General features: G+C 63.8%; 23 protein-coding genes and 1 pseudogene. 11 read left to right on the top strand and 13 right to left on the bottom strand.

Annotation, left to right across the window (positions count from 1 at the left end):
• Positions 1-151 precede the first annotated feature (151 nt).
• Positions 152-625: a hypothetical protein gene (locus tag U5A57_RS31790; RefSeq protein WP_321915647.1), complete on the top strand. Its 474-nt coding sequence runs from the start codon at positions 152-154 to the stop codon at positions 623-625.
• Between the two features lie 17 nt (positions 626-642).
• Here the strand turns inward: U5A57_RS31790 and U5A57_RS31785 are convergent, their stop codons facing one another.
• The 4 genes from U5A57_RS31785 to U5A57_RS31770 all read right to left on the bottom strand — a co-directional run bounded on the left by U5A57_RS31785 (position 643) and on the right by U5A57_RS31770 (position 4,676).
• Positions 643-1,767, bottom strand: coding sequence for a PAS domain-containing sensor histidine kinase (locus U5A57_RS31785; protein ID WP_321915646.1), 1,125 nt, complete (start codon positions 1,765-1,767; stop codon positions 643-645).
• Positions 1,768-1,924: 157 nt separating this feature from the next.
• Positions 1,925-2,950: an Acg family FMN-binding oxidoreductase gene (locus U5A57_RS31780; protein ID WP_321915645.1), complete on the bottom strand. Its 1,026-nt coding sequence runs from the start codon at positions 2,948-2,950 to the stop codon at positions 1,925-1,927.
• A gap of 43 nt (positions 2,951-2,993) precedes the next feature.
• Complete coding sequence (locus tag U5A57_RS31775; RefSeq protein ID WP_321915644.1) at positions 2,994-3,800, bottom strand: universal stress protein; 807 nt, start codon at positions 3,798-3,800, stop codon at positions 2,994-2,996.
• Between the two features lie 57 nt (positions 3,801-3,857).
• The gene (locus U5A57_RS31770; protein WP_321915643.1) at positions 3,858-4,676 is read right to left on the bottom strand and encodes a universal stress protein; all 819 of its coding nucleotides are present in this window, start codon (positions 4,674-4,676) and stop codon (positions 3,858-3,860) included.
• 234 nt (positions 4,677-4,910) lie between these two features.
• Between U5A57_RS31770 and U5A57_RS31765 the strand changes: the two genes are divergently transcribed.
• Complete coding sequence (locus U5A57_RS31765; protein ID WP_321915727.1) at positions 4,911-5,657, top strand: beta-ketoacyl-ACP reductase; 747 nt, start codon at positions 4,911-4,913, stop codon at positions 5,655-5,657.
• Between the two features lie 59 nt (positions 5,658-5,716).
• Here the strand turns inward: U5A57_RS31765 and U5A57_RS31760 are convergent.
• A pseudogene (locus tag U5A57_RS31760) lies at positions 5,717-5,941 on the bottom strand (hypothetical protein); the annotation flags it as partial.
• Positions 5,942-6,091: 150 nt separating this feature from the next.
• Between U5A57_RS31760 and U5A57_RS31755 the strand changes: the two are divergent.
• On the top strand, positions 6,092-7,036 hold the full coding sequence (locus U5A57_RS31755) for a 1-phosphofructokinase family hexose kinase (RefSeq protein ID WP_321915641.1): 945 nt from the start codon (positions 6,092-6,094) through the stop codon (positions 7,034-7,036).
• Between the two features lie 70 nt (positions 7,037-7,106).
• Here the strand turns inward: U5A57_RS31755 and U5A57_RS31750 are convergent, their stop codons facing one another.
• Positions 7,107-7,949: a universal stress protein gene (locus U5A57_RS31750; protein WP_321915640.1), complete on the bottom strand. Its 843-nt coding sequence runs from the start codon at positions 7,947-7,949 to the stop codon at positions 7,107-7,109.
• A 199-nt stretch (positions 7,950-8,148) separates the two neighbouring features.
• Here U5A57_RS31750 and U5A57_RS31745 point away from each other — a divergent pair, with 199 nt between their 5' ends.
• The 5 genes from U5A57_RS31745 (at position 8,149) to U5A57_RS31725 (ending at position 13,126) form a co-directional block, all read left to right on the top strand.
• The gene (locus U5A57_RS31745; protein WP_321915726.1) at positions 8,149-9,285 is read left to right on the top strand and encodes an ABC transporter permease; all 1,137 of its coding nucleotides are present in this window, start codon (positions 8,149-8,151) and stop codon (positions 9,283-9,285) included.
• A gap of 4 nt (positions 9,286-9,289) precedes the next feature.
• A complete protein-coding gene (locus tag U5A57_RS31740) occupies positions 9,290-9,991 on the top strand; it encodes an ABC transporter ATP-binding protein (protein ID WP_321915639.1) in 702 nt (233 codons plus the stop codon).
• A complete protein-coding gene (locus U5A57_RS31735) occupies positions 9,988-11,073 on the top strand; it encodes an HlyD family secretion protein (protein ID WP_321915638.1) in 1,086 nt (361 codons plus the stop codon). Before U5A57_RS31740 ends, U5A57_RS31735 begins: the two co-directional genes overlap by 4 nt.
• Positions 11,051-12,586, top strand: a complete 1,536-nt coding sequence (locus tag U5A57_RS31730) for an efflux transporter outer membrane subunit (protein ID WP_321915637.1) — start codon at positions 11,051-11,053, stop codon at positions 12,584-12,586. Before U5A57_RS31735 ends, U5A57_RS31730 begins: the two co-directional genes overlap by 23 nt.
• 81 nt (positions 12,587-12,667) lie before the next feature.
• Positions 12,668-13,126, top strand: a complete 459-nt coding sequence (locus U5A57_RS31725; RefSeq protein ID WP_321915636.1) for a universal stress protein — start codon at positions 12,668-12,670, stop codon at positions 13,124-13,126.
• On the opposite strand, the gene U5A57_RS31720 is transcribed toward U5A57_RS31725, so the two are convergent.
• The 5 genes from U5A57_RS31720 to acs form a co-directional block, all read right to left on the bottom strand.
• Positions 13,120-13,320 carry a hypothetical protein gene (locus U5A57_RS31720; protein ID WP_321915732.1) on the bottom strand — a complete coding sequence of 67 codons (201 nt, stop codon included), beginning with the start codon at positions 13,318-13,320 and terminating at the stop codon, positions 13,120-13,122. The genes U5A57_RS31725 and U5A57_RS31720 overlap by 7 nt on opposite strands.
• A 132-nt stretch (positions 13,321-13,452) precedes the next feature.
• A complete protein-coding gene (locus tag U5A57_RS31715; RefSeq protein ID WP_321915635.1) occupies positions 13,453-13,893 on the bottom strand; it encodes a hypothetical protein in 441 nt (146 codons plus the stop codon).
• Between the two features lie 51 nt (positions 13,894-13,944).
• The gene (locus tag U5A57_RS31710) at positions 13,945-14,595 is read right to left on the bottom strand and encodes a nitroreductase family protein (RefSeq protein WP_321915634.1); all 651 of its coding nucleotides are present in this window, start codon (positions 14,593-14,595) and stop codon (positions 13,945-13,947) included.
• 22 nt (positions 14,596-14,617) lie between these two features.
• Complete coding sequence (locus U5A57_RS31705; RefSeq protein ID WP_321915633.1) at positions 14,618-15,214, bottom strand: acetate uptake transporter; 597 nt, start codon at positions 15,212-15,214, stop codon at positions 14,618-14,620.
• Positions 15,215-15,230: 16 nt separating this feature from the next.
• Positions 15,231-17,207 carry an acetate--CoA ligase gene (gene acs / locus U5A57_RS31700; RefSeq protein ID WP_321915632.1) on the bottom strand — a complete coding sequence of 659 codons (1,977 nt, stop codon included), beginning with the start codon at positions 17,205-17,207 and terminating at the stop codon, positions 15,231-15,233.
• 226 nt (positions 17,208-17,433) lie between these two features.
• Here acs and U5A57_RS31695 point away from each other — a divergent pair, with 226 nt between their 5' ends.
• Positions 17,434-17,889 carry a universal stress protein gene (locus U5A57_RS31695; RefSeq protein WP_321915631.1) on the top strand — a complete coding sequence of 152 codons (456 nt, stop codon included), beginning with the start codon at positions 17,434-17,436 and terminating at the stop codon, positions 17,887-17,889.
• Between the two features lie 40 nt (positions 17,890-17,929).
• On the opposite strand, the gene U5A57_RS31690 is transcribed toward U5A57_RS31695, so the two are convergent.
• A complete protein-coding gene (locus tag U5A57_RS31690) occupies positions 17,930-19,273 on the bottom strand; it encodes a cation:proton antiporter (RefSeq protein WP_321915630.1) in 1,344 nt (447 codons plus the stop codon).
• A 577-nt stretch (positions 19,274-19,850) separates the two neighbouring features.
• On the opposite strand from U5A57_RS31690, the gene U5A57_RS31685 reads away from it, so the two are divergent.
• Positions 19,851-20,837, top strand: a complete 987-nt coding sequence (locus tag U5A57_RS31685; RefSeq protein WP_321915629.1) for a zinc-dependent alcohol dehydrogenase family protein — start codon at positions 19,851-19,853, stop codon at positions 20,835-20,837.
• Positions 20,838-20,885: 48 nt separating this feature from the next.
• On the opposite strand, the gene U5A57_RS31680 is transcribed toward U5A57_RS31685, so the two are convergent.
• The gene (locus tag U5A57_RS31680; RefSeq protein ID WP_321915628.1) at positions 20,886-21,134 is read right to left on the bottom strand and encodes a hypothetical protein; all 249 of its coding nucleotides are present in this window, start codon (positions 21,132-21,134) and stop codon (positions 20,886-20,888) included.
• Positions 21,135-21,402: 268 nt separating this feature from the next.
• Between U5A57_RS31680 and adk the strand changes: the two genes are divergently transcribed.
• Positions 21,403-22,065 (top strand): adenylate kinase, encoded by a 663-nt coding sequence (gene adk / locus U5A57_RS31675; protein WP_321915627.1) that lies wholly within the window; start codon positions 21,403-21,405, stop codon positions 22,063-22,065.
• The last annotated feature ends 58 nt before the right edge of the window (positions 22,066-22,123 follow it).

Here is a 22,123-nt window from a genome sequence, read left to right as displayed (position 1 = left end):
GCGCGTGCCAGCTCGGCAGCTTTGACTTGCATCAGAGGAACGGGCTTCGCCTCTCCTTGAGGCAGATCAATCGAAGCACGCGGGGCGATTCATACATTGGAGTGAATGGGTGGCCCGCAGTCGCGGGCCGGTTCTCGGACGGGGGCGAAAAATGTCGAGCAGGTTGTCCTTTGGCTGGGCGCTTGGTCTGGTGCTGTTGATCGCACCGCTTTCGGCCTGTACCACGTACAGCGACATGCACCACGACGAAAATGTTGCGTTTCGTCGTTCGGAGACCGAACTGGAAGCTCGGCGAGAGCAGAGCGCGATCAAGTGCGCCACGCCCGAAGACTGCGCAGAGGCCTGGAACCGTACCCAGCGCTTCGTCCAGCGGCACTCCCCCACGCCTATCGAACGTGCGACCGACGAAACGATCGAGACACGCGTGCCGCATGAATTCGGCATTGCCTACTTCTGGGCGGTGCGGCAGATGGCGGAGGACGGGACCACGACAATCAGGCTCAAGGGCTTGTGCCGCGGCATGTACAGCACCGACAACGGGCCCGGATGGCTCTACGCGCGCTGCGCCGAACAGCTCGAGCAGGCGCAGCTCGAATTCGTTCGCGAAGTGAGTGGCGTCAGATGAGCGAATGGGGATGTTTGCTAGCGTGCAGCGCCAGTGAGCGCCGAATGAATGTCCAGCGGCAAGCGAAGCTCCGCCGAAATCGTGACGCCCGTGCCAGGACGGCTCTCAACCGTCAGCAAGCCGCCGAGCTGCAAAATACGTTCGCGCATGCCCATGAGCCCGAATGCATCAGGACGTGCCGCCGCAAGCGGGTCGAAGCCGACGCCGTCGTCGCTGACGCGAAGCCTGCAATCTTTCGCGTCGTTCTCAAGCTCGATAGTCACACGGTGCGCGTGAGCATGGCGCGCGACATTCGTCAGCGCTTCCTGAACGACGCGAAAGAGGGCCGTTGCCGCGAATTCGCCAAGATCAGGCTCCGAGATAGCCAGTTGACACTGGATCGTCACGCCGTAGCGGCTCTGAAAGTCCTCTGCCAACCATTCCAGCGCGGCCTGCAGCCCGAGATCGTCGAGCATGGCGGGACGCAGGTCGGCGGCAATGCGCCGGACCGCTACAGCAAGCGCGTCGATCTGCGTGCCGATCTGTGCGATGGCCTCCAGTTCACCGTGCATTTGCGTCGGCAATGCATGCGCGAGTTCGGTCCCGTGGAGGGTGAGCGCCATCTTCAGTGCTGCGATCCGCTGTCCGAGATCGTCGTGCAGTTCGCGGGCGATGCGCTTCTGCTCATTCTCGCGCGCCTGCTGGGTGAGCGCCGACGCCGCATGAGCGCGCTCGAGTTCTTCGAGCCTGCGCCGCTCGGTCATGTCCCGCGTAATCTTGGCGAAACCGACAAGCACATCCTGGTCGTCGTGCACAGCGGTGATGACGACGTTCGCCCAGAAGCGGCTACCGTCCTTGCGTACCCGCCAGCCCTCGTCCTCAATGCGCCCGTAAAGCGCCGCAGCCTCCAGCAGGCGCGAGGGCTTGCCTGAGGCGATATCGTCCGGTGTGTAGAACACGGAGAAGTGCTGACCGACTATTTCATCTGACGAATAGCCTTTGATGCGTTGCGCGCCCGGATTCCAGCTCGCAACGCGTCCGCCTGGGTCGAGCATGAAAATGGCGTAGTCGCGTACAGCGTCGATCAGGAGACGATACCGGTCGACGATCGCAATATCGCTCTCGTTGCGTGCAAGCCAGGACTTGGGCTCTGCCGTTTGCATGTAGCGCTCCGGAAGATTGGCCGAATCTCCAGGTATCGTGCGCATCCTGGTGTGCCAGGCGTGTCACGCCGATAGGGCGCATGGTAAGGCAAATTGCTTGCTGTAGCCTGACAGACCGCACGCCGCGGGTTTCCCGCGGTCTTGTACGTGTTGACGCTTACGCCACGACCTCGCTGAGCGGCCGGCGCGGTGACGGTGCATCCGGCGTACCGTGCCCGATGCGCAGCAGAAGCTGCGGACACGCGGCTTTCGGCATGCCGAGGAGCGCACTGAGCTGCGCGCGGAGTTCGACCACCTCGATGGGCTGATTCAGATAGGACGCGCACAGGCCGTGCGAAGTCAGCACAAGCAGCACCCTCTCGAGCGCCTCGCCGGCGGCGAGCCACGCCTGCGCGTCGTCGACGCTCGTCGCGATGCACAGCAACAGGGGCGATCCTGCCGCGAGCTGCCGGTGGGTCGCCGCCACCCCGCCACCCACGTCGAATGTGCGTATCGCGGAGGCGACGAGCGGTGTTGCGAAGTCGAGCAGGGAACCCAGTCCGGCCGCATAGGCCGGCATGCCGTCGCCAGTGTGGCGCGGGTGGATCCATTTCGCCAGTTCGCGGCGAAACCTCGGATCGGCGAACTGCCGGTGGTCGGCTTCGGCGACGAGATCGGCGATTGCCTCGCGCGTTCTGGCTTCGGTTGCGCAGGCAACTTCGACACCCTCCGCGCGGGCCGCTTCGACCAGTTCGTGTTCGACGGCTGCCGAGACCGGCGCCGGCGAAAACGGTTGACGTGTGGTGACCCTCAGGGAAATTGCACTGACGAGCGGAGCCAGCTCCGCGCCGACGGGCCGCTCACGAAGCAGGCGCACATCGGCGAGCAGGTCGGGATCGAGGCTCGTTGGAAAGAGCGTGATCGCATAGCCAATGCCTAAGCTCGCGAGCGCCACGCGCAGATTGAAGAGCGCCGCGCCGCAACTGATGATCAGTTCCCGATCGAACGGATCGACAACGGGCAGCGCCCGCAGACGGTCGGCGCACAGCAGGATCCGGTCGTGGCTGGGGACGAATCGCCACGGCTGGCTGTTGTGGCTCGAGGGGGCGAGCGTGGCGTGGCGCACGGCGTAACGCAACGCGTAGTCGTCGAGCTTGTCGAGCGGTGTGGCGCTGGCGGCAGGGTCGTGTGGATGGTCGAGCATGGTGAATTCCCGCCTCTTTAAAGGTGCTGCGCGCCAGATGGATTCAATGGGACATGAGGACCGGAACCGTCATCGCTTCCAGCAATGTGCGCGTCACGCCGCCGAGAACACTTTCATGAACCCGGGAATGCGCATAAGCGCCTGCCACGATCAGGTCAGCGTGCAGGTCGCTGGCGCGGCTGAGCAGCGTCGCTCCGGTCAGGACCCCGGGATCCTTCGCACTTTCGTGAAACGACGCCTGCACGCCGTGCAGATCGAGCCATGCGGCTGCCTCGATGGCTTCGCTCTCGGCGCGCGCGCGCTGCGCGCCACGGTGCGAGGAGACGACTTCGATCGAGACGGACTGGGCACGCTGTAATAACGGAAACGCGTCGGATACGGCGCGCGCCGCCTCACGGCTGCCGTCCCAGGCGACCAGAATGTTTTGCGCGAATTCCGTGAAGGCGCCGGAATAGGGAACCACGACGGCCGGTCGTCCGGCGGTCATCAACAGATCCGCGACGAAGCCGCCTGTGCTTTGAGCGACCCAAGCCGCGGCTTCTGGCTGCCCCAGCACGAGCAGGTCGGCATGGCGAGCGTGCAGTGTCGCGATCGCGGCGTCGCAAGGCTGCGGCGCGCGCCACTCGGCAATGCGGCCCGCACGCTCCGCAGCGAGGAGAAAGCGTTCATGCGTTCGCGCAAGGCGCGCCTCTGGCGTTGGCGCGGCTTCGGAGGTTTCCCGGTGCGCATGCGACACGTACAGTCCGGTCAGATGCGCATCGAAGCGTTCCGCCAGGTCGAGCGCGAGCGCAAGGCGCACCGCGCACTGTTCCGAGTCGTCCAGATGAACGAGCAGGCTCTTGTAGCACATGGCGATTTTTCCTTGAACCTGAGCGAATGCGCCGGGCAACGCAGGCGCACGATACGCTCAATGCGACATCAAAACCGGGATCGGCATTGACCCGAGCACGGTCTGCGTGACGCCGCCGAGCACGAGCTCCTTCCAGCGCGCGTGACCGTATGCCCCCATCACGAGCAGGTCGCTGCCGACTTTGCCCACGCGCGAGAGAAGGGCATCGGGAATCGACACCGTGGGGGGCGTGTGCAAATGGGTAACTTCCACGTCAATGCCGTGGCGCGCGAGGACGAGTGCAATGTCGGCGCCTGGTATGCGGCCTTCCCGCTCGGCGTTAAGGGTGACGACCGTGGTATGCGCGGCCAGCCGCATGAAGGGCAGCGCGTCGTACAGCGCGCGCGTGGCCGATTGACCTGCGTCCCACGCAACGACGATCCGTTCGCCCACAGTGGGAAACGTCCCGACATAGGGCACCCATAGCACCGGCCGTCCCGCTGCAAGCGTCACCTGGATCTGCAGGCGGCTTCTGGGTGATGCGTCAGGATCGTTTGGATCGCTTTGGCCCACCACGATGAGATCCGCAAACGGCGAGAGGGCGAGCAACTCATGCTGGGCGTGATGCGTGGCAGTACGCCAGGTGCCTTTGAGGTTCGCCTGCGAGAGTCCGTTGAGGAACTGATGTTCGAGCGCTCGGCGCTTGTCTTCCCGGGTCCGGAAGCGATACCCCGAATCGAGCGTGATCGACCATGCGCTTTCATGGTCAATCGTGACTGGTGCGAATAGCGCATTGACGTGGGCGCCGTGCTGCCGCGCAACAAGCAATGCAAGATCGATGCATGCGCTCGCGCGCTCGCTGCCGTCCAGATGAACAAGGATGCTGCGGTACTCCATGATCGGCGCTCCACGATTGAGAAAACCGCGAACCAGAGTGGCGTGGGATCAGTCTAGGTTCGGCCAGGGAGTCGCAATTGATTTGAGTCAAACCCTCGCGGATACGGATGGCTTCCGCTGCGCAGGCCTCCGATTGATGCACATCAATCGCGAGCGACTGCGCCTTTTTATAGTGGAGCGACATCTCGATCGTGCCGATCCGCGGCCGATCACCCATCTGCGAGGAGAAGCATGATGCGCAAGGACCGGATTGCCTTTGTGAGCGGCGGAATGGGAGGGCTCGGCGCCGCCATTAGCCGGAAACTGTACGACGCTGGCATGACCGTGGTCGTTTCCCATTCGGAACAGAATGACCACGTGGTGACGTGGCTGCACGGCGAACGCGAAGCAGGACGCACATTTCATGCATTCGGGCTCGATGTTGCCAGCTACGACTCATGCGAGGAGGGCGCGCGAAAGGTGATCGCGGAGTTCGGCGGCGTTGATGTGCTCGTCAACAACGCGGGCATTACCCGCGACGCGAGCTTCATGAAACTTTCCAAGCCCGAGTGGGACGCCGTGATGCACACGGATCTCGACAGCATGTTCAATCTGACGAAGCCTTTCCTGCCAGGCATGTACGAACGGCGGTTCGGCCGCATCGTGAACATTGGTTCCGTGAATGGTTCGCGTGGGGCCTTCGGGCAGACGAACTACTCGGCGGCAAAGGCCGGCATTCATGGATTTACGATGTCGCTCGCGCTCGAAGTTGCGAAACGCGGTATCACTGTGAACACGGTGTCGCCAGGCTATCTCGCTACCGCCATGGTGGAAGCGGTGCCTCAGGAGGTCATGGATACGCGCATCCTGCCGCAAATTCCCGTCGGGCGCCTTGGCCGGCCGGAGGAGGTGGCGTCGCTGGTTGCGTACCTGTGCTCAGACGACGGCGCATTCGTAACAGGCGCAAATTTTGCCGTCAATGGCGGCATGCACATGGAGTAGGGCACGTGCGATTTGCGCGCCCTGGATCGCGAGGTGGCGGGCTATGCGCGCCGAACTCAGGGCGCGCCGGCCGCCACAAGGGCGTCGCGCAGCGCGGCAGCGAAGCGCTGGAACGCATGCAGCGAGCCCGCCACGCTTTGATACTTCTCGCGGCCTATCTGACCGTCGAGCGTGACGAGCAAGCCGGCGGTACGGGCGAGCGCGAGCAAGGTTTCGGGATCGTCGGTGGCGCTGGCGTTCGGGCGCGTTGCGGCGATCGGCGTGCGGATTTCGACGGTGGACATGTCAACACTCCTGGCAACGGATGGAGTCAAGCGGCTGCGGTGGTACGTCTCCAGTATGTAACGCCGCCGGACGCGTTCCAATGAGCGGCCGCTGAAACTGGCGTAAGCAATTTACTTGGTGTGTAGGCAAACGCCTACGAAGGGGGGAAGGTGGTTGAGATCCTGACACTTACGCTGAACCCTGCCGTCGACGTATCGACGGCAGTGGAGCGGGTCGTCGATACGCACAAGCTGCGTTGCGACGCCGCGCGCCGTTATCCGGGAGGCGGCGGTCTCAATGTCGCCCGCGTGATCCAGCGGCTCGACGGCCGCGAGACGAACTGTCTCGCGCTGTACCTAGCGGGGGGCACTTCGGGGAGTCTGCTCGAACAGATGCTCACAGCGGAACGTGTCCCAGGTCGACGGCTACGCATCGCAGGCGAGACGCGCGAAAACTTTTCCGTCACGGAACGCTCGACGGGCCACGAATTCCGTTTCGTCCTACCAGGGCCGCAAGTCAGCGCCGATGAGTGGTCGGCGACGTTAGCCGCTCTCGATGCGCTTACGCCCGCGCCGCGCTATCTCGTGCTGAGCGGCAGCCTGCCGCCAGGACTGCCCCACAAGGCATATGCCGACCTGACCCGCTGGGCGAACCTGCGTGGCATCCGCGTGGTGCTCGACACCTCGGGGCTGCCGCTCGCGCTTGCACTCGACGCGGGCGTCTATCTCGTGAAGCCCAGCCTTGCCGAACTTGCGGCTCTGGCGGAGCAACCTCTCGCCGATGAGGCCGCATGGCTGTCCGCTGCGCGGCAACTCGTCGATAGCGGTCGCGCGCAGATCGTTGCGTTGACGCTGGGGGAACGCGGCGCGCTGCTCGTCACGTCAGACGAAACGATTCGCGTGCCAGCGCTGACCGTGACCGTATCAAGCGCAACCGGCGCTGGCGACAGCTTCCTCGCGGGGCTGCTGATCGCGCTGCGCCGCGGCGACACCCTGCGGGACGCCGCACGTCTAGCACAGGCGGCGGCCTCCGCGACCTTGCTATCGAGCGGCACGGCGCTGTGCGACGCGCAAGAGGTGGAGCGACTCTACGTCAGCACGCAGGAGGTGGTGTGACGCGGCAACAGTGAAGCCCGTAAGCCCGCCGCGACCTGATGCCCTCGGCGGGGCCGCGGGCGCGCTTGCTTCAATGTGACATCAGCACCGGAATGGTCGCCGATTCGAGCAGGGCGCGCGTCACCCCGCCAAGCCATTGCTCTTTCCACTGCGGATGACTGTAGGCCCCCGCAACGACGAAGTCGCAGCCGTTCGAAGCAACCCAGGAAAGCAGGGCGTCAGCGGCTGTTTCGTCGGTATCGCTGATCACCTCCGCAAAATCGACGTTGACCGCGTGCCTTGCCAGCATAAGGTCGATCTCCCTGCCTCGGGCACCCAGCGCCGCGAGCCGTTGTGTATCGCCAGTGCGGATGCGCAGCACCGTCACACGTCCGGCACCCATCAGAAACGGCATGGCGTCGTGCACGGCGCGGGCAGCTTCGCGACTGCCGTCCCACGCGATAGCGATCGACTTACCTGCTGGCCGCAGGGCTCCGGCATAGGGCAAAACCAGCACAGGCCTGCCCGAAGTCAGCACCACGGCTTCCAGAAAGCACTTGCGCAACGCCCGTGAATTGTCATTGGGGCCCGCCTGACCGGCGATCAGCAGATCGGCGTGACGGCTGCGCCGGATCATGGGCTGTTCGGCATAGTCGTCGAATGCGATCCATTCGCCGTCCAGGCCGTCGCCGCGCAGCGCATGACGAAAGGCCTCCTCAGCCGCGTCTCGCTGGCCACGCCGCGCGTCGCACCAGGCGTCGTAATAGTGAGCGCTGCCGGCGATTGAAAAATATTCCCGGGCCTCAGGCAGGAATGTTGTGTAAAGCCCGATGAGAAGCGCGTCGAATTGCCTGGCCAGTTCGAGCGAAAAGCCCAGCCGCGCCTGAGCGCGATCGCTGGAGTCGAGGTAGGTGAGTACGGTTTTGTACGACATGGCAGCGTCTCCTCCGGGGGATCGAAACCGGCTAGCGCTTCTATTAGTCCTCCCGGCGTGCTTCGTTCATTTGACGCACGTCAAAAGGACTCGACCGCCGTGCCCGAGAATCGGCTCACGGCCACAATCGCAGTCGGTGTGGCATGGCCAGTCATCATCTTCAACCCAGGGCCGCTCAATCATGGCTAAACGGTTCGTCATGCCGGGTATCCTGCGCCTCGCGTTCAAGCTGCTCGTCAACGACAGTGCCAAATTCACGGCGCTCCTGATCGGCATTACGTTCGCCGTGTTCCTGATGGTCGAGATGATGTCGATGTTCGCCGGCATTCTCAATCGTTCGTCGTCCACGGTCATCAACGTCGGCGCGAAGATCTGGGTCATGGACCCCGCTGTGCAGACGATCGCCAGCAGCATCGGTATGCCCGACTACGTGCTCGACGCCGTGCGCAGCATCGACGGGGTGAAGTACGCCGTACCGCTGTATTCGGGCGCGGCGCTCGTCAAACTGCGCGACGGCACTTACCAGGCCACAACGGTCATTGGTCTCGACGACACCACGCTCTATGGCTGGCCGCGCATGAAGCGTGGGCGCATCGAAGATATTTACGCGGAGAACGGCTTTATCGCCGTGCAAGACGCCGAGTTCTACAAGTTGGGCAGCCCCGCGCCGGGCACTGACTTCGAGCTGAACGACCATCGTGCCGTCGTTGTCGGCATTGCGACAGTAGCGAGCAGCGGGCTCTTCGGCACGCCTACGCTCTACACCACATACAGCCGGGCCATCCAGTACATCCCTTCCACGCGCTACACCACGTCGTACATCCTCGTCGAGCCGAAATCGGAGCGCGATATCGCGCACATCAAGGCCATCGTGGCCTCACTCGGCTATATCGCCTATACGAAAGAGGAGTTCATGCAGCGCATCGCCAACTTTTACAAGTACGAGACGAGTCTTGGCACCAATATTCTGCTGATGACCGTAATCAGCTTCATCGTCGGACTGTCGATTTCGGGTCAGACGTTCTACACCTTCATCCTCGAAAACCTCGAAAAATTCGGCGCGCTCAAGGCAATCGGCGCAAAGCGCCGGGAACTCGTTGCGATGATCCTGTTTCAGGCGGCGTTCACCTCGCTCACAGGCTATGGGCTGGGCGTGGGCCTGTGTGCCGCCTCCATCACACTCGCGCGACTGCGTATCCGCGACTACGCGGCGATGATCACGTATGGCAACCTTGTCCTGGCATTCGCCATGGTGGTGGTGATCGCCTCGCTATCGAGCTATCTCGGCGTGCGCCGCGTGCTGCGCATCGAGCCGTTCGATATCTTCCGGGGTTGATGCGATGACGGATTCGATCGCCATCGAGGCACGCGCGCTCGACAAATGGTTCGGCGAGGGGGCGGCGCGCACTCAGGCGCTGCAAGGCGTTTCCATGCAGGCGCACTTTGGTGAAATGGTCCTCATCGTCGGCCCGTCGGGCAGTGGCAAGACCACGCTGCTCAGTGTGATCTCCGGCATTCTGAGGCCCGATGGCGGATCAGTCTCGATCGACGGTGTGGACCTCTGGGCGCAGCCCGACGACGGGCTGGCCGACTTCCGGCTCAACCGCATCGGCTTCGTGTTTCAGGACTATCACCTGTTTCCGCGTCTCACGACGGCGGAGAACGTGGCGATTCCGCTCATTCTCAAGCGCCGCCCGTGGGACGAAGCACTGACTGAAGCCGCGCGCTATCTGGAAGTGGTGGGCCTCGCCGGCCGCGCGGCGCTGCCACCCGTGAAGCTCTCGGGCGGCGAGCAGCAGCGCGTGGCGATCGCGCGCGCGATCGTGAGCCAGCCCGACATTCTCGTGCTCGACGAGCCTACCGCTTCGCTCGACGGCGACACGGGCCGGACCATCATCGAGTTCGTGAAGCACCAGGTGCTCAATGCGCGCCGGTGCATCGTGATCGTCACGCACGACAGCCGCATTTTCGAATACGCCGATCGCATCCTGCATATGGAGGACGGCAAACTCAAAGGCATCGACACAGGAGGCGCGCGATGAAGCATCGCATCCTGTTCGCCGCCGCGATTGCGGGGTTCATTGCGAGCGTCGTTGCCGCATGGGTTTTCGGCGTCCAGCAGGCGCCGCAGCCGCCGGTGTTCCAGCCGGCGGCCAACCCCTACGAACACGGCGTGTACGCAACAGGCATCGTGGAAAGCGACCAGCCTGCCGGCGCGAACGTCAACATCTACCCGGACGTCGGAGGCGCCGTCACGCGGCTCTACGTGCACGACGGCGAGCGCGTAAAGGCTGGCGACGTGCTGCTGACGATCGACGATTCCGTGCAGCGCGCCAACGCCCAGCAGCTCGCCGCACAGGCCGACGCCGCGCAGGCGCTGCTCGAGGAACTACAGGCGCAGCCGCGCCCAGAAACGCGCGATGTCGCGGACGCCCAGGTGAGCTCGGCGCAGGCCAACCTCAAGATGGCTGAGGATACCTATGCGAAGCAGAAGGAGGCCTGGAACATCGACCCCAAAGCCGTGAGCCGCGACGTGCTCGACAACGCGGAGAACGGAGTTCGGGTGGCGCGCGCGAATCTGGAAGTGGTGACGCGGCAGGATCGCCTCACGCGTGCGGGCGCATGGGTATACGACGTGCGCAACCAGCAAGGCCAGGTCGAGGCGCTTCGCAAGGCCGCCGCCTCCGCCGAGGCGCTGCTCGCCCATTACACGTTGCGCGCGCCGGCCGACGGGGTGGTGCTCGCAGTGAACACGGCGCAGGGCTCCTACCTTTCGCAACAGGGCGTCTACGACACCTACACGCAGGGCATGGCTCCTGCAATCGTGCTCGGCACCGCACCGGAGCAACTCGCGGTGCGGTGCTACGTGGACGAGATCCTGATATCCCGGCTGCCGGAGCCTGCACGGCTCAAGGCGCGCATGTCGGTACGCGGGGCGAGCATTGACGCCGATCTTCAATTCGAGCGTATCCAGCCCTATGTCACGCCGAAGATCGAACTCTCGGACCAGCGCACCGAACGCGTGGACTTGCGCGTGCTGCCAGTCATCTTTCGCGTGGTGCCGAAAGCGGGGCTCCATCTCTATCCTGGGCAGATCGTCGATGTCTATATCTCCGCTCGCTGACAGGATGCCCGCGCGAACGCGCGGCCACCACGATTGCGCAGGTCGGCGAACGCATCGCGTCGTCGCCACGCTGTCGGTCTGCCTGCGCGCGTTGTTTTGCGCGGCGTCGCTCGCGGGTTGCGCCGTCGGACCGGATTTTTCCCGGCCGCCGGCGCCGAAAGTCGACACGTTCCTGCCGGGCGGCGGTTCCACCACCTTCTCGGCGGCCGGAGCGTCACAGACCCTGCGCGCTGAGGTAAGCGTGCGCGACGACTGGTGGACGCAGTTCGGCAGCGCTGCCATCGACACCGCAGTCGACGACGCGCTCACCGACAACGCAACGCTCGCACAGGCGCAAGCCTCGCTGCGCCGTGCCGACGACCTGCTGCGCGCGGGGGCGGGCGTCTTTTATCCTCAGGTCAATGCTGAAGCGGGCGCGTCGCGCGAACGCTATTCCCCGCTGCACGTGGGCTCGCAGGCGGCACCCTCCGTCTTCAATCTTTTCACGTTTTCTGCCTCGATCAGCTATGCCATTGACCTGTGGGGCGGCAACCGACGTTATGTGGAAGGCCTCGCAGCCGAGCGCGATGCGCAGCGCTACGCGCTGGAGGCGGCCTTGCTGACCATCGCATCGAACGTGGTCAACACGATGATTGCGCGTGCGGCGTGGTGCGACGAGATCGACGCGACGCAAGAGATGATCGGCCTCGTTAGCGAGCAGGTGCACATCGCCGACGAACGCGCGCGTGCTGGAACGGCCGCGTATGCGGCGGTGCTCACGCTGCAGAACGAGCAGGCCACGCTGGAGGCCACCTTGCCGGTGCTGGAACAAAAGCGCGCTCAGGCAGGCGACCTGTTGGCCTCGCTCACAGGCGCACTCCCTGCCCAATGGGTCGCGCCTGGGCTCTCCTTGCGGGATGTCACTCTCCCAGCGGAGCTGCCGCAAACCGTGCCGTCGCAACTCGTACGCCAGCGGCCCGACGTGATGCAGGCCGAAGCGCTTCTGCATGCGGCGAGCGCGCAGATCGGTGTGGCGACGGCGGCTATGTTGCCGAACATCACGCTTTCTGCCGAGGGTGGACTCTCGGGTGCGTCCCCCGCATCGATCGCACAGCGCATGGGGCAGTCATGGAGTCTTGCGGCAGACGTGGCCGCACCGCTCTTTCAGGGCGGGACGCTTTGGTATGGACGCAAGGCCGCCGAAGAGGCTTACGCGGCCTCGCGCGCGCAATATCGTCAAACCGTGCTTTCGGCCTTCGCGCAGGTCGCGGACGTGCTCTATGCGCTCGACTACGACGCGCTCGCGCTCGACGCGCAATCGCGCGCGCTGACAGCGGCACAGGAAGCGCTGCAGTTGCTGCGAGCCGACTATCGGGCGGGGACCGTGGATTACCTGCAGATTCTCATTGCCGACGGCCAGTTGCATCAGGCGCAGATTGCCTGGCTGGAAGCTGCGGCGCAGCGGCTGCAGGACACAGTGGCGTTGTATGCGGCATTGGGCGGGGGCTGGCGCGACGATGCCCAAGTTCATTGATTCAAGTCAAGCGCATAACGCCGACCGATTCGAAGATGGCAACACACGATCCGCAGGGCAATGGCCCGAGAGGAGATTGCTATGTACGAAAAAATACTGGTGGCTTACGACGCCAGCGAAACATCGAAGCGGGCGCTTGCCGAAGCGGTGAAGCTCGCGGGCTTAACGGGCGCGCAACTGCGTATTGTGCATGCGCTCGATATCGTGGCACCCATGGGCGTGGGCATGGGACTCACCTACGTGCCCGCCGACACGATTGCAGCGTACCGCGAGGATGCCGTGATCCAGCTCGAAGAGGCCCGTGCCGAAGCGCAGGTGGCTGGCGTGCAGTGCGAAACGGAACTGCTCCATATTGAGGACATCAACGACAGCGTGGCGGAATGTCTGCAGCGCTGCGCATCGGAACACGGTGCGCAACTGGTCGTGCTCGGTACCCATGGCAGGCGCGGTATCAAACGCGCACTGCTCGGCAGTGTCGCGGAGCGATTCGTGCGCTCGGCACAGTGTCCGGTGCTGCTCGTTCGCGGGCCGGCTCAGTAACCGGTGGTGGGTTGCGCAGGGAGGAGACGTTTGATCCTGGCAGCATCATGCTGTTTATCGGAGTCCTGGTCCTGCTCGCGGCCCGCGACTTCATGAGCATCGGCAGAAGCCATGCACGGATTGACATGCAGCAAGCCACCGGCACGACGTTCAACGACACTGCCGGCATCGACGAAGCCAAAAAGGAGCTTCATCAGATCGTCTCTTTTCTTTGTCTTCCTGGGCGATATCGCCGGCTGGGGGAACGATTCAATCGACCCCCATTGAATTTATGCACCGTTGCGGCAACCGCGGCCCCGCTCCGAATCGAATCACATCACACCCGTTCAGTGTGCAGCGTCCGACGTCACTTGCAGCCTGGGGAGTTCTCCCCAGCCTAGCGGAGCGTAGACGATTCCCCCTGCCAGTTCGACCAGTTCCGTAAACCGCTGCAGCGTTACACCCGCCATGATGTGAATGGGGGGGCCGCAGAGATAGCTCTCGGTGCGCAGCCACGGCGCCGCTTGCGTGTTGATCTCCTGGACGCTGTACGGGTGAGCGTGCTCTCCCGTTTCCGGATCCAGCAGCGGCGCGTCGAAGCCGACCTTGAGGATCTGTTCGGGCGCATCGGAGTAGGGCAGGCCGGCCTCGCGCGTGAACGGCGCCCGTTCCCAGTGCTCGCCCCATTGCTGGTCAAGTGGAATGCGCGTGAACCATGCCCAGGGCGTACGGACGTAACAAAGCCGATAAACGCGTTGCACGGCGCTCAAATCGACGCGTGTCATCATCGTGGTTTCCTTTTCCGGCTTACGCCGCTTCGCCTCGGCCCAGTCTGCGGATCAGTTCACCGGGAGCTTGCCGACCGTTTGCGCGAGGAGCGGTATCTCGTCCTCGTTCAGACGCAGCGCATCGGCGAGCAGCCTGCGATTGATCCAGCCTCGCACTACGGTGGCAAGCCCCTCGGACGCACAGTAAAGCGAAACGTTCTGGCAGATCGCACCCGCCGCTATCCCAGCGAAAAGTTCGCGTTGCTGCGGCGGCGTATCGAGAACCTGCGACCCTCGCAGCACATACACGAGGTCGAGCGGCGCCTTCGCCACGAAGTCCTGATAGCCGGTCATGTTGCGCGCGTCGACGCGATGCTTGAGCACGAGATGGTGAAGCGCAGGCTCGTAACGATACACACCGAGGGGGAGCGCAGCGTAAATGTCGATCTCGTGAATGCCGTGCGCGGATGGCGCGGTGTGGCCACCGCTTTCGGGCCGGTTGATGCCGTCGGCGGCCCAGAGCAGTTCGCCGATCGTATTGAGCGTCAGGGCCGAGTCGGCACAGGTGCGCGTGCTTTTGCGGTGGGCTAGAACCGTCATGAGAGGCGCGCCGCCGTCGAGGTGAGGGCGCGGAAGGCTGATGAACTCTTGCGCCTCGCCGCTCGCGGGGGCGGGCGGCAGCAACGGCGCGGGTTCGTATTCGATGCGTTGAAGCTCGGTCATGGTGTGCTCCAGTCGTTCAGGTTCACGCAGGGCGTGCAGCGGCGAGGTCATCGGCATTCGAGCGGGCCGGCGCGCCGGTCGGCAGCACGCAGCGGCCGTGGGTTTCGTTGATGATCTCCGCCGCGGAAAGGTAGAACGCGACGAGTGCCGTAAAGAGCCCGGCATAACCCCCTGCGTGATGGATCAGGAGCGAGCCTGTCCATTCGCTCGCGGCCAGCAGGAAGAACGTAATCCACAGCGCGAGGAAGAGGAGTTGCAGGACCCGCGAGGCGCGCCATGTGGCAATCCACATGTAAAGTGTGAATACACCCCAGAGCAGCAGATACCAGCCGACAAAAGCCGGCACGACGTGCTCGTGCAGGTACATGAGATACAGCGCGAGCGACCACCAAAACGCGCCATAGGCGATGAAGGCCGTGGCGCCGAACGTATTGCCACGCGGAATCTCGATCAGGCCCGCAATGGCCTGCGCGCTGCCGCCGAACGCCAGGGCGCAGGCAAGCACGAGACCGAGCGCCTCGCCGCCGAACCATCCGGCATTGATCATGCTGAGCAGCCACGTCGTGAGGGCGAACCCGGCAAGGCCGAGCGCAGCGGGATTGGGTGCGGAAGTTTTCATGGTGAGTGTCTCCTGTTTACGCAGCCTTGCCGAACTGGGCAATGACGCCGGGGTTTTCGACGGTCGAAGTGTCCTGCTCGATGGCTTCGCCCTTCGCGACGGAGCGCAGCAGGCGGCGAACGATCTTGCCGGAGCGCGTTTTCGGCATGGCGTCGCCGAAGCGGATTTCCCGCGGCTTGGCGATCGGTCCGATTTCGTGGCCGATCCAGGCGCGCAATGTATCGGCTACGCGCTGCGCCTCTTCCTCGACCGGACGCGGGCCCTTGAGCACGACGAAGGCGACGATCGCTTCGCCCGTGGTCGCATCGGGACGGCCTACCACGGCAGCCTCCGAGACAAGCGGGTGCGCAGCCAGCGCAGACTCAATTTCCATGGTGCCCATACGGTGACCGGAGACGTTGAGCACGTCGTCCACGCGGCCCGTGATCGTGAAATAGCCGGTTTGCGTGTCGCGAATGGCGCCGTCTCCGGCGAGATAGAGCTTGCCGCCCAGTTCTTCCGGGAAGTAGCCGGCACGATAGCGTGCGGGGTTGCCCCAGATCGTACGCAGCATCGAAGGCCAGGGCCGCTTGATGACGAGCAGGCCGCCTTGGCCGTTTGGAACATCGTGTCCCGATTCGTCGACGATAGCCGCCTCGATGCCGGGCAGCGGCAGTGTGCACGAGCCTGCCACCAGCGGCGTGACGCCAGGCAGCGGCGCGATCATGTGGCCGCCGGTCTCGGTTTGCCAGAACGTGTCCAGAACGGGGCAGCGGCCCGCGCCTACATTTTCCGCGAACCAGCGCCAAGCCTCCGGATTGATTGGTTCGCCTACAGTGCCGAGCAGGCGCAGTGTGCTGAGGTCGTAACGAGAAGGGTGCACAGCAGGTTCGCTGTCCGCCGCCTTGATGAGAGAGCGGATGGCGGTGGGCGCGGTATAGAAAATCGAGACCTTGTGGCGCTCGATCATCTGCCAGAAGCGGCCAGCGTCGGGCCACGTCGGCACGCCTTCGAAGATAACCTGCGTTGCGCCCGCAGCGGTCGGGCCGTAGCAGATATAGCTATGGCCCGTAATCCAGCCGATGTCGGCCGTGCACCAGAACACGTCGGACGCCCGGATATCGAAAGTCCACTTCATCGTGAGCGCCGCCCACAGCAGATAGCCGCCGGTGCTGTGCTGCACGCCTTTAGGTGTGCCCGTGGAGCCGGAGGTGTAAAGAATGAAAAGCGGATGCTCCGCGTCGACCCATTCGGGTTCGCACTCGGCTGACTGAGCCTGCTCCAGTTCATGCAGCCAAACGTCGCGCTGCGCGTTCCACGGAATCGGGCCGCCCGTGCGGCGATAGACGATCACGGTGTGCACGTTCGCAGCGCCGCCCATCTCGAGCGCTTCGTCCGCGATCGTCTTGAGCGGCAAATGGCGACCGCCGCGCACCTGCTCGTCGGCGGTGATGAGCACACACGCGCCGACGTCGGCCATGCGTTCATGCAGGGACTTGGCGGAAAAACCACCGAACACGACAGAATGCGGCGCACCAATGCGCGCACACGCCTGCATCGCGACTACGCCTTCGATCGACATGGGCAGATAGATCATCACGCGATCGCCGCGCCGCACGCCGCGTGCGCGCAGAGCGTTTGCGACCCGGCATACGCGTGCGTGCAATCCGGCATAGGTGAGCGTCGTGACCTTGCCGTCGTCCGCCTCGAAGATCAGTGCGGTGCGCTCGCCAGAACCGTTTGCGAGATGGCGGTCGAGGCAGTTGTACGAGGCATTGAGGAGGCCGTCGTCGAACCACTTGAAGAACGGCGCATTCGACGCATCGAGTGTGCGTGTGAACGGGCGTTTCCAGTCGAGGTGCTCGCGGGCGAGACGTGCCCAGAACGAGTCGGGGTCGCGCTGCGCTTCATCGACGAGCGCGCGATACGCCGGCATGCCGTCGATGGTGGCGCCCTTCAACAAGGGGATCGGGGATGGAGCGACGCCGGCGGGCGTTGGGTCGGGGTGGGACATAGTCTCCTCGCATGTGCAAGTCGGTAGCAGTCACGACGCATATCGCTCGTGTCGTGTTGCTTCAGTCTCACGGCCTCGACCGTGAACGCGGTTGACTCAGATCAATTAGTTTTGGGGCGCGCAAAGCCGCCGCCGGTTCGGCTTCACTTGACGCAGATCAGCCGAACCTGGAGCCAGTCGGATACGGTTGGGCGGTCGTCACGTCGCGCCCCAGGGAGACCGTCAAATGACAAAGCCCGCTTATAGAAAAATTCTGCTGGCAGTCGACGGTAGTGAATCCGCTCGCCGCGCTGCGAAGGAGGCCGCCTCGCTCGCAGCAGTGGCTCACGCGCACGTGCATGCGGTGTACGTCGTGCATAAATGGGGCCTTGCGCCTTACTCCGGCTACTTCGATCCTGAAGCGCTCGGCAGGGTGCTGAACGAGGACGGCCGCGTCGCACTCGAAGAAGTACGGCTAGCGATGAAAGACCGCAAAGTGGCCGCCACGTATGAGATTTGCGAGACACTTGGGAAATCTGACTCGATCCCGGAATGCCTGCAGCGCTGCGCAAAAATACAGGACGCCGATCTTGTTCTGATGGGTACGCACGGCAGGCACGGTGTGAGCAGGGCGGTGCTGGGCAGCGTCTCCGAGGGGCTTCTCCGTATTTCGTCGTGTCCGGTGCTGGTCGTGCGTGGCTAGCGCAGGCGTTCTTTTGCGCAACCAGCGAGACCATCGCGAATCAGGGACCACCCGCGCTCGCACGATCGACGCCGACAGTCTCGTGCTCGGGCGCGTCGTCACCCAGAGTCGCGAGTGCACGCGTATAGCTGCGGATCGCGGGCAACGCGGTAAGCCCGTGTGCGACGATGCTCAACAGTACCGTCGCCATGACGACCAGCTTGATGGTCGCCTCGCCAAGCAGCTTTGTGTCACCTTCAAGGTAGACGAGGCCGAGTACGATCGATGCGAGCCCTCTCGGGCCGAACCAACCCATGAACAATACGGTCGGCGAACTGAGGTGCGTGCCCCTCAACGCGAGCGCGACGGGAATCATGCGGATCAGCGTGAGACTCAACACGCTATAGGCAATGACGGCGAAATCGAACTGCCGCCACACACGCGTGACGAGGAGCCCGAACAGGAAGAAGACGAAGTAGTTAAACAGTTGCCCCCAATCCTCCGTGAACTCGACGCTGTGCTTGCCGATTTCGCCGAAGCCCGCCTGGGTCGACAGCCCGGCGACGAAGGCGGCGATGAACATGCTCGCGCCGGTGGCCTCCGAAGCCAGGACGCAGGCAAAGGGGAGCGCAACGACGGCAAGCTGCGTGAGTGGTACGGCCATCCATTCCTTGCGACGGCAGAGACCGAGCAGCCAACCGCCGCTCAGACCAATGCCAAGTCCGATCAGCGTTCCGTAACCGAGCTGCTCAATCAGGAAGCGGGCCAGCACCGAACCGCCCGCGCCTGTCTCCCTGGTCTGCGCCAACGCGATGAAGAACATGAGGAAGGGGACCGAGAGGCCGTCGTTCAACCCTGCTTCCACATTCAGTGCCTGACGAATGCGCCGCGGCACGCGTGGGCTATTGACGATGGCCTGTCCGAGCCCCGCGTCGGTCGGCGCCAGGATTGCCGCGAGAATGCCTGCTTCCCACCACGTAAGCGACCGCACGACAACCATCGCACCAAGAATGCCAAGCGTCATGGTGAGAAGCATTCCACCGCTTAGCAAACGGACAGGCAGATTGGTCTCACCCTTGAGCATCTGCGGTCGCACGCGGGAGGCGTCCGTGAACAGCGTCATCACGAGACCCAGCTCGGCGATCAGCAGCAGATCTTTCCGGTCCAGCGCGAGTTCTGTCAGCGCCTCATGCGAGAACGACATGAGTGCGCCGAGCGCTGTGAACAGGATAGGCGCAGTAACTACGGTCCGCTCGAGGCGTCGGGACACGAGAGCGTAGAGGAAGACGAGCGCGACGAATGCGGTGATGAGCGTCATCTGTGCGACCCCACTGGCAGATGGGGTCTGCCGCATTTGAATGCCGACCCGTAGCGAACATGAAACAGCCAACCCGTGCACGATCATTTGATGCAGATCAATGCTGCCCCTCGAACGCACTCCTCACGTTCACAAAGCGCTATCGAGGACAGGTTCCGTAGCGCCTTTAACGCATTGCTTATCTGTTGGGTCGGCCCACCTAATGGTTGAGGATGAGCACAGGGCACGTAGATTCGCGCGCCATGCAGGCTCGTAGCCCAAGCATCGCAACCATGGCGGTATTTGACCGAGATCAAGCGGAATTGCGCGGCCCCTGACATTGCATACGGCAACGCGCCCCCATCAAACAGACCGGACTCAAAGAGCGTCCCACCGCGCGTACCTAAATTGATCTATATCAGGATGAAACCGCCAAGGCAGTGGGACGCTCCGGGTGGCGACATGTCAGGCGCATCGAACAGTGATTCGCGAGGAATCCAACACTCGGCCGGGGTACGACGTCGGTTCACTTCGGTTAGCCCGATGAACACTGCAACTCGGTGTTGATGTATGGAATGCTGCGGCGGTATTGGCGCGCTGCCATGACAAGCTTGGTGGAGATCGAGGGCATTGTCGCCAGATCGTACTGTCGAGACAGCGCTAATACGGCGGCGAGGAGCGAGCAATGCGAGCGATGATATTTGATGGTGGGAGTCCTCTCCTGCGCGATGTCGAGTTGCGAGACCCTGCGCCGGCCGACGGCGAGATTTTGATCAACGTGCTTGCATGCGGGGTGTGCCGCACCGATCTCCACGTGGTAGACGGCGACCTCGAGCACCCGAAAAAGCCGGTGATTCCCGGCCACGAGATCGTCGGCACGGTCGCGGCGCTGGGAACCGGCGTGACGGGCTTCGCGCCGGGCGACCGCGTGGGCGTGCCGTGGCTCGGCCATACCTGCGGCCAGTGCCGCTTTTGCGCCGAGGGGCGCGAGAACCTCTGTGATGCGCCCGGCTTCACGGGCTACACGATCGACGGCGGCTATGCTACGCGCACTGTCGCCGACGCCCGCTACTGCTTCCATTTGCCGCGCCAGTACAGCGACGTCGAAGCCGCGCCGCTGCTCTGCGCGGGGCTCATCGGCTATCGCTCGCTGGCGATGGCGGGCGATGCGCGGCGCATCGGCATTTACGGTTTCGGCGCTGCGGCGCATATCGTCGCGCAGGTCGCGCGTCACCAGGGGCGTACGGTCTACGCCTTCACGCGTCCGGGCGATACCGCGGCGCAGCAGTTCGCGCGGCGGCTCGGCGCAACGTGGGCCGGCGGCAGCGACGAGCGCGCGCCCGAGGAACTCGACGCGGCGCTGTTGTTCGCGCCGGTCGGCGCACTCGTGCCCGCCGCGCTGCGCTCGCTGACGAAGGGCGGCACGGTCGTATGCGGCGGCATCCACATGAGCGACATTCCCTCGTTTCCTTACGCGTGGCTGTGGGGGGAGCGGCGCATTGTCTCGGTGGCGAATCTCACGCGTGAAGACGGCGTGAAGTTCATGGAAATCGCCGCGCGCCACAAGCTCGAAATCGAGACCACGCCGTACCCGCTCGCGCGCGCGAACGAGGCGCTCGCCGATTTGCGCGAAGGGCGGTTGAGCGGCGCTGCAGTGTTGACGATGACGTGATACTTGCCTCGCCTGAATCGCTGGAGCGTCGCGCTCCCGACAACGAGCTCAGTGCGCGGCAAGACGTTGACGCATTGCCGGCTTTGTCTGCGCGGGCGGAAATACGCACCACGAGCCGTCGTTGTGGCGGAAGAAGACTATTGTGAGTGTGCCGCTCGAGGTGCGGCCTTCGATCCGCACGAAGCGGCTACGAGTGGCCAGCAAGCGACCCACTTGCGCGACGCGCGCCGGCGCCGAAAAAGTGGGAGCCAGCCACTTGTCCACGAGTGATCGAAGGGTAACTTCGCTGCCGTTCATCGCTTTCTCCTGATTCCGGTCGCACTGCGCCGAAGGGGGCGCGGGTCGAGTATGTGAAAGCATTATTGTTTGCGTTCTGGAGAGGCGAAATCAGTGCGGGCTGAAAGTGTCGTAGTCGTATGTGCGATGTTGTAGGGATTTGCCTACATTCCGCGCTGACACATTGCTCTGCTTCGATTGATGCACATCAAGAGTCAGCCTGCGCCGGCGCCGAGAATTCAATGGCATGCAATGCCGTGCCCTGACGGCCGGAGACAGGAGACATCAAATGCGTTCGATATTGTTGGGTGCGCCCGGCGCGGGCAAGGGTACACAGGCTCGCTTCATCGGCGAAAAATTTCGGGTACCTCAGATTTCCACCGGTGACATGCTTCGGGCGGCAGTGAAGGCCGGCACGCCATGCGGCCTCGAGGCGAAGCGCTACATGGATTCGGGCGAACTCGTGCCCGATGAGCTCATCATCAATTTGGTGAAGGAACGCCTGCGCGAGCCCGATTGCAAGAACGGCTATCTGTTCGATGGATTTCCGCGCACGCTGCCGCAAGCCGAGGCGATGAAGCAGGCCGGCGTCACGATCGATCACGTCCTCGAACTCGACGTGCCGTTCGATCAGATCATCGTCCGTATGAGCGGCCGCCGCTTCCATCCGGCATCGGGCCGCACGTATCACGTGAAGTTCAATCCGCCGAAGGTCGAAGGAAAGGATGACTTGACGGGCGAACCGTTGATCCAGCGAGATGACGACACGGAAGAAACGGTCAGGAAGCGCCTCCAGGTCTACGTCGCGCAGACCAGGCCGTTGATCGACTACTACACCGAATGGATGCGGCGCGGCGCCGAGCATGGCCTGACAGCGCCGCAATACCGGCGCGTCTCGGGCCTCGGCAGCGTCGAGGAAATCCGTGCACGCGTACTCGACGCATTGGAGTAAGCCCGCGCGTGCTGGCGAGACCGCAGGCTCCCGTCAGTCACGCGGCCAGTTCTTCTCG

This window comes from Paraburkholderia sp. J11-2, assembly GCF_905220185.1.
Lineage (GTDB): Bacteria > Pseudomonadota > Gammaproteobacteria > Burkholderiales > Burkholderiaceae > Paraburkholderia.
The sequence above is the reverse complement of the archived record's forward strand: the minus strand, read 5'-3'. Positions and strand labels throughout refer to the sequence as shown.

What these genes read in the sequence shown, in the direction of transcription:
- U5A57_RS31785 (WP_321915646.1), bottom strand. Translation starts at nt 1,767, where the DNA reads ATGCAAACGGCAGAGCCCAAGTCCTGGCTTGCACGCAACGAGAGCGAT.
- acs (WP_321915632.1), bottom strand. Translation starts at nt 17,207, where the DNA reads ATGTCCCACCCCGACCCAACGCCCGCCGGCGTCGCTCCATCCCCGATC.
- U5A57_RS31750 (WP_321915640.1), bottom strand. Translation starts at nt 7,949, where the DNA reads ATGTCGTACAAAACCGTACTCACCTACCTCGACTCCAGCGATCGCGCT.
- U5A57_RS31685 (WP_321915629.1), top strand. Translation starts at nt 19,851, where the DNA reads ATGCGAGCGATGATATTTGATGGTGGGAGTCCTCTCCTGCGCGATGTC.
- U5A57_RS31735 (WP_321915638.1), top strand. Translation starts at nt 9,988, where the DNA reads ATGAAGCATCGCATCCTGTTCGCCGCCGCGATTGCGGGGTTCATTGCG.
- U5A57_RS31705 (WP_321915633.1), bottom strand. Translation starts at nt 15,214, where the DNA reads ATGAAAACTTCCGCACCCAATCCCGCTGCGCTCGGCCTTGCCGGGTTC.
- U5A57_RS31680 (WP_321915628.1), bottom strand. Translation starts at nt 21,134, where the DNA reads ATGAACGGCAGCGAAGTTACCCTTCGATCACTCGTGGACAAGTGGCTG.
- adk (WP_321915627.1), top strand. Translation starts at nt 21,403, where the DNA reads ATGCGTTCGATATTGTTGGGTGCGCCCGGCGCGGGCAAGGGTACACAG.
- U5A57_RS31765 (WP_321915727.1), top strand. Translation starts at nt 4,911, where the DNA reads ATGCGCAAGGACCGGATTGCCTTTGTGAGCGGCGGAATGGGAGGGCTC.
- U5A57_RS31695 (WP_321915631.1), top strand. Translation starts at nt 17,434, where the DNA reads ATGACAAAGCCCGCTTATAGAAAAATTCTGCTGGCAGTCGACGGTAGT.
- U5A57_RS31745 (WP_321915726.1), top strand. Translation starts at nt 8,149, where the DNA reads ATGCCGGGTATCCTGCGCCTCGCGTTCAAGCTGCTCGTCAACGACAGT.
- U5A57_RS31725 (WP_321915636.1), top strand. Translation starts at nt 12,668, where the DNA reads ATGTACGAAAAAATACTGGTGGCTTACGACGCCAGCGAAACATCGAAG.
- U5A57_RS31790 (WP_321915647.1), top strand. Translation starts at nt 152, where the DNA reads ATGTCGAGCAGGTTGTCCTTTGGCTGGGCGCTTGGTCTGGTGCTGTTG.
- U5A57_RS31720 (WP_321915732.1), bottom strand. Translation starts at nt 13,320, where the DNA reads ATGAAGCTCCTTTTTGGCTTCGTCGATGCCGGCAGTGTCGTTGAACGT.
- U5A57_RS31770 (WP_321915643.1), bottom strand. Translation starts at nt 4,676, where the DNA reads ATGGAGTACCGCAGCATCCTTGTTCATCTGGACGGCAGCGAGCGCGCG.
- U5A57_RS31730 (WP_321915637.1), top strand. Translation starts at nt 11,051, where the DNA reads ATGTCTATATCTCCGCTCGCTGACAGGATGCCCGCGCGAACGCGCGGC.
- U5A57_RS31710 (WP_321915634.1), bottom strand. Translation starts at nt 14,595, where the DNA reads ATGACCGAGCTTCAACGCATCGAATACGAACCCGCGCCGTTGCTGCCG.
- U5A57_RS31780 (WP_321915645.1), bottom strand. Translation starts at nt 2,950, where the DNA reads ATGCTCGACCATCCACACGACCCTGCCGCCAGCGCCACACCGCTCGAC.
- U5A57_RS31690 (WP_321915630.1), bottom strand. Translation starts at nt 19,273, where the DNA reads ATGATCGTGCACGGGTTGGCTGTTTCATGTTCGCTACGGGTCGGCATT.
- U5A57_RS31740 (WP_321915639.1), top strand. Translation starts at nt 9,290, where the DNA reads ATGACGGATTCGATCGCCATCGAGGCACGCGCGCTCGACAAATGGTTC.
- U5A57_RS31775 (WP_321915644.1), bottom strand. Translation starts at nt 3,800, where the DNA reads ATGTGCTACAAGAGCCTGCTCGTTCATCTGGACGACTCGGAACAGTGC.
- U5A57_RS31715 (WP_321915635.1), bottom strand. Translation starts at nt 13,893, where the DNA reads ATGATGACACGCGTCGATTTGAGCGCCGTGCAACGCGTTTATCGGCTT.